We start from the raw sequence: 15641 nt of genomic DNA on the forward strand, positions 1-15641 counted from the left end.
AAATTATTCTACAATTGCTACGACGTCAGATTCTTTAACTACCAAATAATCTTTCCCATCGTATTTGATTTCTGTTCCAGCGTATTTTTCGAACAATACATTGTCGCCGACTTTTATAGTCATTTCGATTTTTGTCCCGTTTTCCGTTACAAGACCGTCACCAGCAGCGATAACGACACCTGTTTGTGATTTTTCTTTAGCGGAAGACGGCAACACGATGCCACCAACAGTTTTTTCTTCTTCTTTGGCAACTTCAATAATGACGCGATTACCTAATGGTTTTAACACAAGTATCCCTCCAAAAATAAGTTGATTTCTAATTAGCACTCGATTACCGAGAGTGCTAACCTACTTTTCTATCATAATCAAACTTTTTTGATAATGCAAGCAAATTCAGTAATTTTTTTCATTCTTGTGATATACTTTTATACAGGAGTATTATAACAAATAAGAAAGGTACAAAATACATGCGAAGAAAAATCACTACTGCGACGCGTATAATATTCATATACTTAGCAGCTCAATTCTTACCCGTTCCTCTTCTCTTTTTATTTCCGACAGAGCAACGCATTGAAATGAGCATGACTTTAACAATCCTCTTTGCCTTTATCGGAACAGTGGCAATGATTATCGTAAACTATAAAGAAAAATGGAGTCCTGAAGCGCCTATTATCAAACGGCCCTCTGCACCTATGTCGAAAGTGATAGGATGGAGCGTTCTTGGCTTTATCGGTTCGCTTGTAATCCAGACGGTCACTTCCATTATTGAATCGCTTATTTTCGGAGTTACGCCGGAATCAGCTAACACTCAGAATTTACTGGAATTAACGACGGCTTACCCACTCTTGATTTTTATGATCACCATTTTCGCACCAGTAATGGAAGAATTTGTTTTCCGAAAAGCTGTCTTTACCCAATTAAATATGTCCCGTGTCGGATTATTCGGTTCTGCGGTCATAAGTGCTTTAATTTTTGCTTTTATCCACTTTGATGGACACATGCTTGTGTATGGTACTTTAGGACTCTGGTTCTCTTATCTATACTACAAAACAAATAACATTTTTACACCTATGTTGGCTCATGGTTTAATGAATGCATTTGCTTCATTACCAATCTTTTTCCCAGAACTCCTGGGCTAACAGTTTAAAAAGAAAGGAATTCTATGACTTTAAAAAATATCATTTTACAAATCGTTATGAAATTTGCATTCGCCGGTCTCTTCATTTATTTCGCTGTAGACAGCATCAACGTCTCTGGATGGGGATTCCTCACGTGGATCAGTATCTTTTTCGCGACAAACAACATCGTAACCGGCATCCAAATGTTAATTATGTACTTTAAAATTAAAGATCAAGTGAACAAGTAAAAAAACGTTGAGACCCTTTCGGTCTCAACGTTTTTCATTGTGCTTTTAGGAGATATTATTATCCAAGAAATAAATCAGTGTTTGTAATTCATTGGTTAGGTCGACATTTTGAACGCGAACGTTCTCTGGTACTGACAAACGAATAGGTGTAAAGTTCATTATTCCCCTGACACCCGCTTCGATCAAATTGTTAGCCGCTTTTTGGGCAACTTGCTGTGGAACTGTCAAAATAGCCACGTCAATTTGTTGAATACGTAATTGTTCAATCATTTCGTCCAATGGATAAACGGGCACACCACTGACGATTTTGCCAACAATTTCTTCGTTTACATCGAATGCAGCGCTAATGCGCACGTTATTACTTAAATGGAAGTTATAGTTCAACAAGGCATGTCCCAAGTTACCAACCCCGATTAAAGCAACATTGGTTAAACGATCCTGGTTTAAGGTCTTACTAAAGAAATCCAGCAAATACTCTACATCATAACCGTATCCTCTTTTACCAAGAGCACCAAAGTAGGAGAAATCACGACGTATGGTCGCACTATCAACTTTTACAGCCTCGCTTAATTCGGTTGATGATATTCTGGTTTTTCCTGCATCATGTAAATAGCGAAGGTAACGATGATAGATGGGAAGACGGCGGGCAGTGGCTTTTGGAATGTCATTATTAGTTGGCATAATTTTTCTCGCTTTCTTTAGAATTATATATGTGAAATTATAAGTTATAATCTATTTGTACTTATCATTACATAGTGCAATTATAGCACGCGTTAGTGAAAAATCCACTAATTTGTTCTAATTTGTAATTTTTTGTGAATTTTATTTCAACTTCGAGTTTGATTTTATCGCTTTCATAAAATTAATAGTGTAACTTTCACAAAGGTCATAACGTTTTCATAATATCGTATCTTTGGTGTATGACAGAACTGTGATAAAATGAAAAGGCATATCTATAGAAAGTTGAGGAACGACTGAATGATACTTTTACAAGGACAAAATCTTGCCCGTTACTTCGGTCCGACCGTTTTATTTGAGAATATTCAAATTACTATCCAGGACAATGAACGTATTGCACTCGTAGGAAGAAACGGCGCCGGAAAATCAACGTTATTGAAGATATTAGCTGGACTCGAGCCAACAGATGCGGGATCCGTTGCGAAAAAGAAAGAAGTGACCATCGGCTATCTTGATCAACATAGTGCGGTTGACTCCAATAAAACAATCTGGGAAGAAATGTTAACCGTTTTCGCACCTGTCATTTTGTTAATGAAACAAGCGGAACAGGCTGCAGCACGCTTGGCTGATGAAGCGGTTATCAATGATCCTGTGACTATGGAAGCGGCACTTAAACTGTACGACTCCCTACAACAGGAAATCCATAAGCAAGATGCTTATGGTTACGAATCGGAAATCAGATCCGTCCTCCATGGTTTTAAGTTTTACGAAGAAGACTTGGACCGCCCTATTTCACAATTATCCGGTGGCCAGAAAACGCGCTTGGCAATGGCTAAGATCCTGCTTGAGAAGAACGACCTTTTAATCTTGGATGAGCCTACCAACCATTTGGACATCGATACATTGGCATGGTTGGAAAATTATTTAGTGAGCTATCGCGGTACCCTTTTGGTTGTTTCCCATGACCGCTATTTCCTTGATAAAATTGCGACCGGTGTTTATGAGATCAGCCGAAACAAAATCCATCATTACAAAGGGAATTATTCCTTTTATCTACAAGAAAAAGCGGCCCGTCTCGAACAGGAAATGAAACAATATGAAAAGCAACAAGAAGAGATTGCTAAATTAGAAGATTACGTGGCTCGCAATCTGGTGCGCGCATCCACTACCAAAATGGCCCAAAGCCGCAGAAAACGTTTGGAAAAAATGGAGCGGATGGATAAGCCGAAAGGCGATGAACGTTCAGTACGTTTTTCATTTGATACTAAGCGCGAGAGTGGTAATGTGGTGATGACGCTGGAAGATGTGGCTATCGGGTATGACAACAACATCTTGGCCAAGCCCATCAGCCTGGACTTGCGTAAACATCAAGCTATCGGAATAGTTGGCCCCAACGGAATTGGTAAATCTACTTTATTAAAATCAATCATTCATCAAATCCCATTCATAGAGGGAAGCGTTAAATTTGGAACAAACGTAGACCTCGGATACTATGATCAAGAGTTGACGAATCTTTCTAAAAACAAAACGATTCTGGCCGAAATTTGGGACCTGCATCCAACCATGAATGAAAAAGATGTGCGGAGTATCCTGGGAAGCTTCCTCTTTACCGGCGCTGATGTCGAAAAAACAATTCCTTCCTTAAGTGGGGGAGAGAAAGCGCGCCTTGCTCTATGTAAATTAGCACTTGAACAAAACAATTTGCTCATGCTTGATGAGCCTACCAACCACTTGGACATCGACAGTAAGGAAGTACTGGAAAATGCCCTTATTGATTATAACGGCACACTTGTTTTTGTTTCGCATGACCGTTATTTCATTAACCGAATCGCGACAAGTATTCTGGAACTTTCAGCCGATGGCAGCAAACTGTATATCGGTGATTACGATTACTATATGGAAAAGAAACAAGAAGAAGCTGAATTGGCTGCCCTGCTTGCTCAAGAAGAAAATGGAAATAATCCAGCTAGTGAAGAAAAAAGTCCCCAAACAAAATCGGTCTACCATGCAAGCAAGGAAAGAGCAAAAATCGAACGGAAACTAAACCGTGAAATCGAAACTCTGGAAAAGCAATTGGAAGAGATAGAAGTAAAAATCGATGATGTTGAACAAAAACTCACCTTACCGGAAGTTTTCGGTGACCATGAGAAGGTACAGGAATTTAATGAAATGTTACTGGATTTAAAGGGCCAGCAAGATACTTTTATGCAAGAATGGGAAGAAAAGAATTTAGAGCTTGAAGAAATAGAATGATAAAAAAAACCATTTCTAATGCTGAAATGGTTTTTTTATTTTAATTTTCGAGTAATAATCCTGGTCTGGCATTCAAATCCAAAGCAGCAAACTCTTTTGCCTTGTATTGCGTATAGGCAGCCGCTCCAATCATTGCTGCATTGTCACCACATAAACTTAATGGCGGAATAATAAGTTCCACACCGGGAAGTTCTTTGGCGACCGCTTCAGATAGAGCCGTACGCAATCCCTTATTGGCTGCAACACCACCTGCTAACAATAGCTGTTTTACATCTTTTTCTTTGGCAGCCCGCAAGGTTTTTGCTACCAATACATCAACAACAGCCGCCTGGAAACTCGCTGCCACATCATAAGGGTCTAAATCATCACCTTTTTGGCGCGCATTGTGTATGGTATTAATAACCGAACTCTTTAACCCGCTAAAACTAAAGTCATAATTATCTTCGTGCAGCATCGCCCTTGGAAAATTAAAAACATCCTTTCCTTGATGGGCCATCTCATCCATTACTTTCCCACCTGGATAAGGTAAGCCCAGAACACGACCAATTTTATCATACGCCTCACCTGCAGCATCATCTCTTGTTTCCCCAACAATTTCGAAAACACCATCTTCTGGCATGTAAATCAATTCTGTATGACCGCCACTTACAACTAGGGTCAGCAAAGGAAATTGAAGAGGTCCCAAAAGTTGATTGGCATAAATATGTCCGGCGATGTGGTTGGTCGCAATCAAGGGCTTATTATGCGCAAAAGCCATCGCTTTTGCGGCACTTACACCAATTAATAAAGAGCCCACCAAACCAGGCCCTTCCGTTACCGAGATGGCATCCACATCCGCCATCTCTACCTCTGCTTCCGTTAAGGCGGATGCAATGATTTGGGTTATTTGTTCTACATGGTGACGGCTCGCAACTTCTGGCACTACCCCACCAAAACGCATATGGCTTTTGACTTGAGAAGCCACAATGTTAGAGAGTATCTCAGAGCCATTTTTGATTACGGCTGCACTAGTTTCATCACAACTGCTCTCAATCGCTAGTATCAATGTATCGCTCATGCATTTTCCCCTTTCATTTAATTAACTGGAAAATATAAGCATCTTCCACTGGTTGTTCATAGTAGTTTTTCCGACGATCGATTTGCCGGAAGCCAAATTTTTCATACAAGGCGATGGCTGGTTTATTGGATACACGGACTTCCAAAATGAAATTCTCGGCACCATTTTCTTTCCCATATGCCAATAAGGCATCCAAGAGTTTTTCGCCAATACCTTGCCGTTTATAATGAGAAGAAACCGCAAAGTTATTTATTGCCAGACTATCGAAAATTAAACTGCACCCGATAAATCCAACTAACGTGCCTGCTATTTCGTAACCGAGATAAACATTATACCGATTGCCCAACTCTCCTTCAAATGAGGATGGTTTCCAGGTCGTCTTCCCATCATTGGCATCCAGACAAATGCGGTAAATGGTTTCGGCATCTTCTACCGTCAGTACTTTTATATTGAATGGGTTCATCATTTTTTATCCAAATCCAATTTCATATCGACGGCATCTTCGCCATCACCGTGATAGTAGTTTCTCTTGATACGCAAAGCTTCAAAACCCATTTTTTTATAAAGACTTTGGGCATTTTTGTTGGAAATACGTACTTCAAGACTTAAGCTGGAAACAGCTTCCTGTTTCGCCACAACTTTTAATAATTCCAAAAGCAAGCTACCAACGCCCTTTTTCTGCCAAGCGGGAGCAACTGCTATATTGGTAATATGGATATCCGTAATTTCAAAACGGCTCCCTAAAAAAGCAATTGGTTCGTTTCCATTGTATAAAATCAAATACAGCGATTTTTGACTTTTAACAATATCATTTTCCAAAGCCACAAACCCCCAAGGCGTTTTTCCTTCATAGCCTAAGCGTTCAATTTCCAATACATCAGCGATATGCTTTCTTTGGCCAATTTCCAGGCTGATTTCTTGCCCGTTAGGAAGAGTGTAGCGGTCAGATAAATAATCCGTCCGTTTAGAAAAAGATAGTTTACTTTGCAGAAGAGGACCCTCTTTTTGAAGTGAATCCATCATCGAATGGAAATGATTAATCAATTCTTTCAACGTACTCACCTTTCTCTTCTCCTCTATGGGCTTTTTGCCAATTTTCTTCAGCTTCAGGTTTTTTCAAATATTCGGGAGTAAATACATGCGCGTCAACTGGTTGCTCACCGTGAGCTAAATTTGCTAAAACGCCCGCACGAGGCAACCAGTCTTGTTGTGGGGCAAAAAATGCACGGTCTCCAAAAACGTCAGTAAGACGCTCTTTGTAAATCGGAATATCTTGCCCGATAAACAGGAGTGGTTCAGTGTTATTTTTTAAGGAGTCAAAGAAGATTTCGCTGTCGATATGATTATCTTCCTGCACTTGCACTAAAATGCCATTTTCTACATGGTAAACTCCGGTGTAGATATTTTTCCTTCTTGCATCAATTAAAGGGATGATCAGCCCTTCAAAAGCAAGTCCATTCGCTGCTAATAATTTTAAGCTGGAGACAGGAACTAGAGGCTTTTTGAGCGTCCAGGCCAGTGTTTTTGCAATAGTGGCACCGATTCGCACGCCAGTATATGAGCCGGGACCTTTCGATACCACCACTTGGTCAATATCCTTTGGCTGCCAACTTGACCCGTTCATAACCGTTTCAATAGCCGGCATCAGCTGGGTACTATGTTGCAGGTTGCCATTTCGAGTGTATTCGGAGACGACTAGACCGTTCTCAACAGTCGCGACGCTCATCGTTTGATTGGATGATTCAATGGCTAAGATTTTCAAAATACTTCGTCCTTCCACGATTAGTTATTAACATTATAGCTTAACTGCCAGTAAAAATCTCTTTGCATTTTTAAAAGATGTACAAGGGCTTTTATTTGCGTTACAAACCTTTTTCCTTAATAATAATATCAAAGGGAACTTGTAATCGTTCTCTCAATTTAATTTAGGAGGTTATTAATATGGCATTAGATGACAAACTAAAAGGATTGAAAGATCAAGCTGTCGGAAAAGTGAAGGAAGAATACGGCGATGCTACCGATGACAAATCCAAGGAACTTGAAGGAAAACTGCAAAAAAATAAAGGTAAGATGACTGAAAAAGTCGAAGAAGGCAAAGACAGAGCCCATGACAAGGTCGATGACTGGCAAGACAAAAATAGATAACATTTAAAAAATGAGTGTGCTCAAAAAGGCGTTTAGCCCCGAACCACTGGAACGAATAAGCACAGCATGGTCGCAGACCATCTGAGCATTATTCGTGAAGTGGCGTCGGGGCTGCCTTTTTGAGCACGTTTGCGATAAAGTATTCGTAAATAGATAAGGGCTGGGAGTTATTTCACAGCTCCATTTTGTTATGCCTGGAAGTCAGCTATAAATGCTGCAAAAGCCATTTGTCCTTCTTTTGTTTGTTTGAAAACCCCAGCATCCTCCAACACTCTCTGGAATTTATGTCCGACCGCTTCTTTAAGGATTGTCGCGGCATTTTCCTTGGTTATAGTCCCTTGTTGCTTCAGTTCTTCTGCCCACTCCTGGTGGTAAGGCGCGATGTTATTGTTAGCTCCTAAAATAAAAGATTCAACCTCAGCTAATTCTGTTTTTAGACGTGGTGGTAAAATCGCCAACCCCAGAACTTCTATCAAGCCAATATTTTCCTTCTTGATATGCTGCACATCTGGGTGTGGATGAAAAATGCCATCAGGAAACTCTTCCGTTGTCCGATTGTTTCTTAAGACTACATCCAGTTCATAATCCGATCCGTTTCGACGGGCAATTAAAGTCACAGCATTATGTTTTTCATCATTCGTATGTGATTTTATTTGGAGCGCTTCATTAGAATAGTTATCCCACGCCTCCATCAATTCTGAACCGGCTTGCAGGATATCTTCCTTATCATGTGCACGTAGCCTTACTACGGATAGTGGCCAATACAGGCGTTCAGCTGTAACGTTTGAATTTGTTTTCCAGGTCCATGTGTCCAGAACTTTCGCATTCTCCATTGGAAAATGATGACGCCCCCCCTGGTAATGCTCATGTCCCAACATAGAGCCCCCGACAATTGGTAGTCCTGCATTCGATCCCATAAAATAATGGGGAAATACCGTTGTCAATTCCATTAAGTTTTGGATGGTATGGTGACCCACATTCATGGAAATATGTTTTTTGGTAAACACGATACAATGCTCATTATAATAAGCGTAAGGAGAATACTGGAAGCCCCAGTTTTCCCCTAAGATCGGAACACGAATGACACGATGATTCGTTCTACCCGCAATGCCAGGGCGACCTTTGTAGCCCTCATTTTCTGCACACAATTGGCATTTAGGGTAACCATCTGTACTCTTTTGGGCTTCTAAAATATCTTGTTTTGATTTTTCTGGTTTAGACAAATTAATAGTTATTATCAAATCGCCATAAGGTGATGAGACATTAAACTGCTCATTTTTTGCTATCTGGCGCGTTTTTATGTAGTCATTATCGCGACACAATTGGTAAAACTCGTCGGTTGCACGCATTGGGGCTTCCTGATAGCAGTCCCAAAAATCTTTATTTAAAGTAGATGGTAAGGGCGTCAAGATATCCATAATTTGCGCTTCAAATTCATCTCGCCCCCGTTGTGTATCGGCAATAATTTTTTGTTCTGTTGCATAATCTACTAACCGGTCCATTGAATCCAATAGTTTCGGTAAGGGAATGGATGGTGTTACATCTGTATTAAAATGGTCTAAATGTAATAGTTGTAAGAGGCGGTTAACCGCATAATAATAATCTAAAACATGGATGCGATGAATCGCAGAACCTTTCGTTACAAAATCCTGAATTATTTGATCAATACTCAAAAAAAGCCCTCTTTTCTCGATTGTTTTTTAAAAAGGTCCCCTTCATCATAGCATAATCCGGTTAAATTGACTCTTTTCTAACATCATGTTACAATTGATTCGAATTTGAAATATACAAATTAAAGACATCTTGAAGGAGCGGAAAATATTGATCTATGAACACATATATAAGCCCGGTAAAATCAATCATCCAACTTTCCTTGTTTTACATGGGACAGGTGGAAATGAAAATGATTTAATACCCCTTGTTAACTACATTGATCCTGATGCCGGCATTTTAAGCGTACGCGGGAATGTATCCGAAAATGGGATGAATCGTTATTTCCGTCGGTTAGCGGAGGGAGTTTTTGACAAAGAAGATTTGGAAAAACGTACCCATGACCTGTATGATTTTTTACAAACCGCCAGCGAAGAATACAAATTTGATAAGGCCAACGTGATTGCTTTAGGATACTCAAATGGTGCAAACATCGCTGCTAGTATGTTATACTTCTACGAAGATACCTTTAAGGGTGCCATCCTTCACCATCCGATGACTCCTTTTGAAGAGCGCGACATGAAAACTATCCAAGATTTGCCTGTTTTTATTGGCGCTGGAAACAACGATCCAATCTGTCCACCGGAAAACACACGTGCATTAATTACGCAGTTGGAGAAAGCAGGAAGTAAAGTTACCACCGACTGGGGTAACGCAGGTCATTCTTTGACACAAAACGAGTTGGATGCTGCAAAATCTTGGTATAACAGCCAATTTGCATAAACTCATTCCCCACTTCCTTTCTCCACATTTTAATTTAGAACGAAAGGAACATGCTTCATGGATAAATTATTAAAACGCATCAATGAACTGGCAAGAAAATCAAAAACAGAAATTGGTTTGACTGCTGAAGAAAAAATCGAACAAAAAGAATTACGTCAACAATATATCAAAAACTTCCGTGGCTCTTTGAATGAAATCCTATTGAATTCAACCGTTTATGATCCTGAAGGAACAGATGTAACGCCCGAAAAGCTTAAGCAAGCACAACGTCAACAAAGTCTTGAAAAAGCACAAGAAATTTTGGCTAGTCGTAACATTACGTTCCTTGATGATGGCACCATTACAAAAAAAGAGGATTAAATAAAAAAACAGACAGGTCACCCTAATCCGGTGCCCTGTCTGTTTTTTATTGTTAGTAAGCTCTTGCCAACCAAACGGTATGTTTTGCTGGTTTACCTGATACGATACATGTTTCTTTTTCCACTTCTAGATTGAAAGGAATATTTCGAGTAGTAAAGCCAGTTTCTTCTTTGATCTTAGCTTCTGTTTCTTCCGTTCCATCCCAACCAGCCAAGACGAATCCTGGTGTTTCTCCAGCAGCACGTTTTTCTTCAATATGTTGTTTCAATTCATCTAGTGTGTTGATATGTGTGTATTCATGTTGTTTACGATTGTTGCGCGCAGTTTCCAGAAGACGAACTTGCATTTCTGATAAAGCCGTTTGGATATAGTCCACAATGCCATCAAGGCCAACTGCTTCTTTGCCATCCAAATCTCGCATTTTAATCATAACTTGATTATTTTCCATATCACGTGGTCCAAATTCAACACGCATTGGCACGCCACGAAGTTCCCATTCGTTGAACTTGAAGCCTGGAGAATTGTCGCTATCGTCGATTAATGCTCGAATTCCTGCAGCATTCAATTCTTTCAACAGAACTTCCAAACGTTCAACGATTTCTGGTTTTTTCTTCCAAGGTCCAACTGGAACCAAAACAACTTGTTTAGCTGCTACTGCTGGCGGCAATACCAATCCTTGTTCATCGCCGTGGACCATGATTGTTGCACCGATTAGACGAGTTGAAACTCCCCAAGATGTCGTATGGGCCAGAACGTGTTCGTTATCGCGGTTCAAATATTTAATGTCGAATGCTTCAGCAAATTTCGTGCCCATGTAATGAGAAGTCCCCGCCTGAACAGCTTTTCCATCTTTCATCATTGCTTCAACAGAGAATGTATCCACTGCTCCAGCAAAACGCTCAGAAGGTGTTTTTTGACCTTCATAAACTGGGATTGCCAACACGCTTTCGATGACTTCTTTGTAAACTTGCAACATTTTCATGGTGCGTTCACGTGCAGAAGTTTCATCTTCATGCGCCGTATGGCCTTCTTGCCACAAGAATTCTGATGTACGTAAGAATGGTAAAGTTTTCTTTTCCCAACGGAATACGTTAGCCCATTGGTTGATTTCCATTGGTAAATCGCGGTAAGAATTGATCCAGTCACTGAAGGCTGTCCCAATCATCGTTTCGGAAGTCGGACGCAATGCCAAACGTTCTTCTAACTTTTCACCTGCTGCTTCTGTTACCCAAGGTAGTTCTGGCGAGAATCCTTCGATATGATCTTTTTCCTTAGTAAAAAACGACTCAGGAATCAACATTGGGAAGTAAGCATTACGAATGCCTTCTTCTTTAAATCGGCCGTTAAACGCCTCTTGGATGTGTTCCCAAATCTCATAGCCATCTGGCTTGAAAATAATACAACCACGAACTGGTGAATAATCCATCAAGTTTGCTTGCTTGATTGTTTGAATATACCACGCTGAAAAATCTTCTTTTTGTAAATTACTCATTTGTGTACTCCTTTATTTTTAATTCAAAAAAAATAAGCATACTCATCCTTCCTTAAGGACGAAATATACTTTACTCCGCGGTACCACCTTGTTTGGCTTTATTTCTGAAAGCCCCACTCTGTCCTGATAACGGCAGACCACCGATCATACTGCGGAAAATCCCATTGGTAGGTTCAATACTACATTAGGTGCTCTTCTTCCAGCCTTGGAAAAGCTCTCTTTAACCATGTACGTATTTACTGGTCCAGTTTGTATGCATTCCTATTGTAAGTGAAAAAGTTCCTGAATTCAATCCTTTCTTTTCAGGAGTCATATTCTGATTTTAAAATACCATAAAAAATATCGGTCACTGATTTACCTTTGTGGATACGATTATGCCTCGCAACCCCTTCTTTTTTCATTCCCAATCGCCGCATTAAACGGCCTGATGCAGGGTTATCTTTATCATACATCGCATATACTTTTTCCAACTGTAACTTTTCAAAAGCAAGCTCTAAGATTGCCCCACACGCTTCAGTCATGTAGCCGTTCCCCCAGTAATGGCGGCTCAAAGCATAGCCGATTTCCCCTTTTTTATTAGCTTCATCAACCCGAATATCAATGGTTCCAATCATTTTTCCTTCACTTCTTAATTCGATGGCATATTTGCCAATCGGATTTGCTAAAAAGAAAATCCCAATTGTTTCTTCTGTATCTTTAATTGTTTGATGCCTTTCAAAAACATACCGGGTTGTTTCCTCATCAGATGCATAATCAAACATATCCGGTGCATCTTCCAAGGTGACGGGGCGCAATATAAGGCGCTCACTTTCAATCTTCTTGTTTTTAATCAATTCCAAGTTCACTACCATTCATTCGCCACCACCTTCTCTTCTAATCTGCGGATGCCCGCCATAAATCGGGACATATTTTCTTTGTGCCAAGCCATTCCAATTACGACTTTACTTAATTTGACCGTCAGTTGTTGATCTTCCCCGGTAAAAGATACACTATTCATCATTCTTCCTTCTTTAACATAAACATCAACCAACTCTTCACGGGGAATAAAAATAGGCGCTAATTTTTTATCTATTTTCCCTGTGATTTTATGCAATGGAATCAGTACAACTCGTTCTTCCTCTAAAGCCATTACAAAATAAGCACCACTGATTAGCGTGGCATAAGCGCCTAACAATAAAAATTGCCCCGTTGTGGGCATTACCTGAGCATAGACAAGTGTTTGTTTTATTTGTGGATTCAACAAATCGTATTCCGATAAATGTTGATAGATTTCTTCAACCTTTAATACCAAAGCCATTTCAATCACTCCTTCACGTATTATTTTTTTAGTTTACTAAAATCATTATAAAATTGCGAAGGAAATCCTTTGCGAAATGGAAAACCCTTTCATTATTTGACTATTTAAGTTAGAATTAAATTAGATTAATAGCTCGTTTTAAAAAGAAAGGGAGTCGAGAAATATGAGAAGCGAATACAAAAACATTTTGGTGCCGGTTGATGGGTCCGAACAAGCTGAACACTCTTTCAAAACCGCAGTAGAAATTGCTAAACGTAATAATGCCAAGCTTCATATTTTGTACGTTGTTGACACACGAAACGTAAGTTTATCCCCTGAGTATCAACCTGTTACCACAGGCGTTACCGATCACATTGACAAACAATTTATCGAAGAAATGGCTAAATATGCGACAGACGCAGGGGTCACTGAGGTACAAAAAACAGTCACTAACGGAAATCCGCTAACCTTGATTTCGGAGGCATTTCCAAAAGAATTCGATATCGACTTGATTGTGATAGGCGCTACAGGTAAAGGCGCAATCACACGAGCACTTGTAGGTTCTGTATCCCAACATGTCGTCAAACATGCACCATGCGATGTACTGGTTGCACGCTAAGTAGCACTATTTGTTAATTAAAATAGGCCCTATCATCAAATGATGGTAGGGTCTTTTCCTTATTGAATATAATGAATTTCGAAGATTTCAATCTCATATTTTTCTTCGATTTCCGCGATTATAGTATCAACAATCTGTTGGGCTACAATGGGTGAAGCATTAGCTACCGCAATTCCTATTTTGGAAACATTTAGCATATCTTGTTCGCCAACTTCAGCAACGCTTACATTATAGCGGTTATGTACACGCGCAAGAATTGATTTTACCGTACTTCTTTTGTCTTTCAATGAGTACGCATCGAATATTTTGAAAGAAACTTCTACATTAGTGAATGCCATAATATCCTCTCCATTTGAGTATTTAATGTTGACGTTTTACTTTGGAGTTGTTACAGTTATCTAGTAACGAATAACATTACATCTAGTTTTAAAAACCAGATAGCCAACAGAGGTGAGTTTTCTGGAAACGAACGACCTAATCCGTTTTCGCAATGAGTTACTGGACGTTAAGTTAATTCGCTGGGATAGTCTACCAGATTTTGGTATTTACAATGACCAAGTCTTAACCATAATTGAGTCGCAACTTTCATTCTTGCATCTTCCTGAAAGCGAGAACACAATTACGCCAGCAATGATTAATAACTACGTTAAAAACGGAATTATTGATCGACCAATCAAGAAAAAATATTATAAAGCTCACATAGCTAAACTTATTGTCGTTTCTATTTTGAAACAAGTTCTTCCCCTTAATGATATTCAAAAAGGCATCGAACTACAAATTTCATTGCAGGGTGTAGAGAAGGCTTATGATAGTTTTTGCGAGGAACTTGAGCAATCCCTTCAACTTTTTGCCGTTATCGGTATGGAAGAAAATGGATCAATGACCTTGGACGGTATCCGCCCTGAGAATTTAGCACTCAAAATGGTCACATTATCTGTGGTCGCAAAATTATTAACGCATGTCATCCTTTCATACAATGGTGTCAGCAAAATGATCAAAGAACAAGGAGACGATTCCAAATGAAAAATAACAAAGTCGCAATTTTAGTAGATTCTTGTAATGATTTATCAGAAGCAATAACTGAAAAATATGGTTTATACACGATGCCACTTGTCATCAACTACACTGACCGCTCCTACAAAGACCGTGTCGACATCACACCACAAGAAGTTTACGATTCTTTTAAAAAAGAAGTTCCTAAAACAAGTCTACCACTACGCAGTGATATCGATGCCTTGCTTGACCAAATCAAAGCAGATGGATACGACCATATTATCGCCTCCATTATTTCCAGCGGATTGAGTGGCACTTATCAATCCATGCATTTAATTGCCCAGGATCGTGACGATTTGACCATTGAAGTTATCGATACACTTAATATTGGTATCGGTTCCGGTTTTATTGGTATTTATGCTGCTGAACTACTGGAAAAAGGTTTGGATTTCGATACTGTTGTCAAAAAGACAAGAGCCGCGGTAGAAAACTCAACCGTGTTCTTCGGATTAGAAACACTTGAATATCTAATGAAAGGCGGCCGAATTGGTAAAGTCTCCGGTATTTTGGGGAGTGCCCTTAAAATTAAACCAATCATTTCTTGTAACCCTGACGGTATTTATGACACCATCGCCAAAGTACGTGGTCGCAAGCAAAGCATCACTAAGATGTTAGACTTAACCCGTGAAAAAGTTAAAGGTCATAAGAACTATTATCTGGCTCTATGCCACGGTGACGCTCTCGATGAGATGTTGCAGATGAAGGAAGACCTACGTGATTTAATTGAAAATGCCACCATTTATCATGAGGGCCAGATTTCTCCAGTATTGGGTGTCCATACGGGCCCTGGATTATTGGGTGTCGGTGTCATGATTTTAGAAGACTAGGATGAAAGCCTCTCTGGCTATTTGTATGGATAAATTTACCTTTTTGGAGTATGATGAATCCATTAGGTAAACCCTTACAAAA

The 15641-nt window shown here is 39.6% G+C and carries 20 protein-coding genes; 9 read left to right on the forward strand and 11 right to left on the reverse strand.

The window, feature by feature from the left end:
* Positions 1-3 precede the first annotated feature (3 nt).
* The gene (gene groES / locus ACTVAI_RS08085) at positions 4-288 is read right to left on the reverse strand and encodes a co-chaperone GroES (RefSeq protein WP_443473485.1); all 285 of its coding nucleotides are present in this window, start codon (positions 286-288) and stop codon (positions 4-6) included.
* Positions 289-575: 287 nt separating this feature from the next.
* On the opposite strand from groES, the gene ACTVAI_RS08090 reads away from it, so the two are divergent.
* The gene (locus ACTVAI_RS08090; protein WP_443473486.1) at positions 576-1139 is read left to right on the forward strand and encodes a lysostaphin resistance A-like protein; all 564 of its coding nucleotides are present in this window, start codon (positions 576-578) and stop codon (positions 1137-1139) included.
* 23 nt (positions 1140-1162) lie between these two features.
* The gene (locus ACTVAI_RS08095; RefSeq protein WP_443473487.1) at positions 1163-1366 is read left to right on the forward strand and encodes a YdiK family protein; all 204 of its coding nucleotides are present in this window, start codon (positions 1163-1165) and stop codon (positions 1364-1366) included.
* A gap of 45 nt (positions 1367-1411) precedes the next feature.
* Here ACTVAI_RS08095 and ACTVAI_RS08100 read toward each other — a convergent pair whose 3' ends face one another.
* Positions 1412-2047 (reverse strand): redox-sensing transcriptional repressor Rex, encoded by a 636-nt coding sequence (locus ACTVAI_RS08100; RefSeq protein ID WP_443473488.1) that lies wholly within the window; start codon positions 2045-2047, stop codon positions 1412-1414.
* Positions 2048-2344: 297 nt separating this feature from the next.
* Between ACTVAI_RS08100 and ACTVAI_RS08105 the strand changes: the two genes are divergently transcribed.
* Entirely contained in the window at positions 2345-4297 is a 1953-nt protein-coding gene (locus tag ACTVAI_RS08105) for an ABC-F family ATP-binding cassette domain-containing protein (protein WP_443486357.1), read from the forward strand.
* Between the two features lie 40 nt (positions 4298-4337).
* Here the strand turns inward: ACTVAI_RS08105 and tsaD are convergent, their stop codons facing one another.
* The 4 genes from tsaD to tsaB are packed head-to-tail and all read right to left on the reverse strand — an operon-like array spanning position 4338 to position 7116.
* Entirely contained in the window at positions 4338-5354 is a 1017-nt protein-coding gene (gene tsaD / locus ACTVAI_RS08110) for a tRNA (adenosine(37)-N6)-threonylcarbamoyltransferase complex transferase subunit TsaD (RefSeq protein ID WP_443486358.1), read from the reverse strand.
* 13 nt (positions 5355-5367) lie between these two features.
* Positions 5368-5817 carry a ribosomal protein S18-alanine N-acetyltransferase gene (gene rimI, locus ACTVAI_RS08115; protein WP_443486359.1) on the reverse strand — a complete coding sequence of 150 codons (450 nt, stop codon included), beginning with the start codon at positions 5815-5817 and terminating at the stop codon, positions 5368-5370.
* Positions 5817-6416: a ribosomal protein S18-alanine N-acetyltransferase gene (gene rimI / locus ACTVAI_RS08120; protein ID WP_443473492.1), complete on the reverse strand. Its 600-nt coding sequence runs from the start codon at positions 6414-6416 to the stop codon at positions 5817-5819. The genes rimI (ACTVAI_RS08115) and rimI (ACTVAI_RS08120) overlap by 1 nt, the downstream gene beginning before the upstream one ends.
* Positions 6391-7116 carry a tRNA (adenosine(37)-N6)-threonylcarbamoyltransferase complex dimerization subunit type 1 TsaB gene (gene tsaB / locus ACTVAI_RS08125; RefSeq protein WP_443486360.1) on the reverse strand — a complete coding sequence of 242 codons (726 nt, stop codon included), beginning with the start codon at positions 7114-7116 and terminating at the stop codon, positions 6391-6393. The genes rimI (ACTVAI_RS08120) and tsaB overlap by 26 nt, the downstream gene beginning before the upstream one ends.
* 179 nt (positions 7117-7295) lie before the next feature.
* Here tsaB and ACTVAI_RS08130 point away from each other — a divergent pair, with 179 nt between their 5' ends.
* On the forward strand, positions 7296-7499 hold the full coding sequence (locus tag ACTVAI_RS08130; RefSeq protein WP_443473494.1) for a CsbD family protein: 204 nt from the start codon (positions 7296-7298) through the stop codon (positions 7497-7499).
* A 188-nt stretch (positions 7500-7687) separates the two neighbouring features.
* Here ACTVAI_RS08130 and ACTVAI_RS08135 read toward each other — a convergent pair whose 3' ends face one another.
* Positions 7688-9172: a UDP-glucose--hexose-1-phosphate uridylyltransferase gene (locus tag ACTVAI_RS08135; protein WP_443486361.1), complete on the reverse strand. Its 1485-nt coding sequence runs from the start codon at positions 9170-9172 to the stop codon at positions 7688-7690.
* Positions 9173-9320: 148 nt separating this feature from the next.
* Between ACTVAI_RS08135 and ACTVAI_RS08140 the strand changes: the two genes are divergently transcribed.
* Together ACTVAI_RS08140 and ACTVAI_RS08145 are read left to right on the forward strand one after the other, a co-directional pair.
* Positions 9321-9932 carry an alpha/beta hydrolase gene (locus tag ACTVAI_RS08140; RefSeq protein WP_443473496.1) on the forward strand — a complete coding sequence of 204 codons (612 nt, stop codon included), beginning with the start codon at positions 9321-9323 and terminating at the stop codon, positions 9930-9932.
* A gap of 57 nt (positions 9933-9989) precedes the next feature.
* Positions 9990-10292: a DUF896 domain-containing protein gene (locus ACTVAI_RS08145; protein WP_443473497.1), complete on the forward strand. Its 303-nt coding sequence runs from the start codon at positions 9990-9992 to the stop codon at positions 10290-10292.
* Positions 10293-10344: 52 nt separating this feature from the next.
* Here the strand turns inward: ACTVAI_RS08145 and proS are convergent, their stop codons facing one another.
* The 3 genes from proS to ACTVAI_RS08160 form a co-directional block, all read right to left on the reverse strand.
* A complete protein-coding gene (proS, locus tag ACTVAI_RS08150; protein ID WP_443486362.1) occupies positions 10345-11784 on the reverse strand; it encodes a proline--tRNA ligase in 1440 nt (479 codons plus the stop codon).
* A 302-nt stretch (positions 11785-12086) separates the two neighbouring features.
* The gene (locus ACTVAI_RS08155; RefSeq protein ID WP_443473499.1) at positions 12087-12635 is read right to left on the reverse strand and encodes a GNAT family N-acetyltransferase; all 549 of its coding nucleotides are present in this window, start codon (positions 12633-12635) and stop codon (positions 12087-12089) included.
* Positions 12629-13081, reverse strand: a complete 453-nt coding sequence (locus ACTVAI_RS08160) for a hypothetical protein (RefSeq protein ID WP_443473500.1) — start codon at positions 13079-13081, stop codon at positions 12629-12631. Before ACTVAI_RS08160 ends, ACTVAI_RS08155 begins: the two co-directional genes overlap by 7 nt.
* Before the next feature lie 163 nt (positions 13082-13244).
* Between ACTVAI_RS08160 and ACTVAI_RS08165 the strand changes: the two genes are divergently transcribed.
* Entirely contained in the window at positions 13245-13679 is a 435-nt protein-coding gene (locus ACTVAI_RS08165) for a universal stress protein (protein ID WP_443473501.1), read from the forward strand.
* Positions 13680-13738: 59 nt separating this feature from the next.
* On the opposite strand, the gene ACTVAI_RS08170 is transcribed toward ACTVAI_RS08165, so the two are convergent.
* Positions 13739-14017 carry a DUF503 domain-containing protein gene (locus tag ACTVAI_RS08170; protein ID WP_443473502.1) on the reverse strand — a complete coding sequence of 93 codons (279 nt, stop codon included), beginning with the start codon at positions 14015-14017 and terminating at the stop codon, positions 13739-13741.
* A gap of 112 nt (positions 14018-14129) precedes the next feature.
* Here ACTVAI_RS08170 and ACTVAI_RS08175 point away from each other — a divergent pair, with 112 nt between their 5' ends.
* Both ACTVAI_RS08175 and ACTVAI_RS08180 read left to right on the forward strand, forming a co-directional pair.
* Positions 14130-14702 (forward strand): DUF1836 domain-containing protein, encoded by a 573-nt coding sequence (locus tag ACTVAI_RS08175; RefSeq protein ID WP_443486363.1) that lies wholly within the window; start codon positions 14130-14132, stop codon positions 14700-14702.
* Positions 14699-15559, forward strand: coding sequence for a DegV family protein (locus ACTVAI_RS08180; RefSeq protein WP_443486364.1), 861 nt, complete (start codon positions 14699-14701; stop codon positions 15557-15559). The genes ACTVAI_RS08175 and ACTVAI_RS08180 overlap by 4 nt, the downstream gene beginning before the upstream one ends.
* Positions 15560-15641: the final 82 nt, after the last annotated feature.

This window comes from Jeotgalibaca sp. A127 (assembly GCF_052266745.1).
Classification (GTDB): domain Bacteria; phylum Bacillota; class Bacilli; order Lactobacillales; family Aerococcaceae; genus Jeotgalibaca.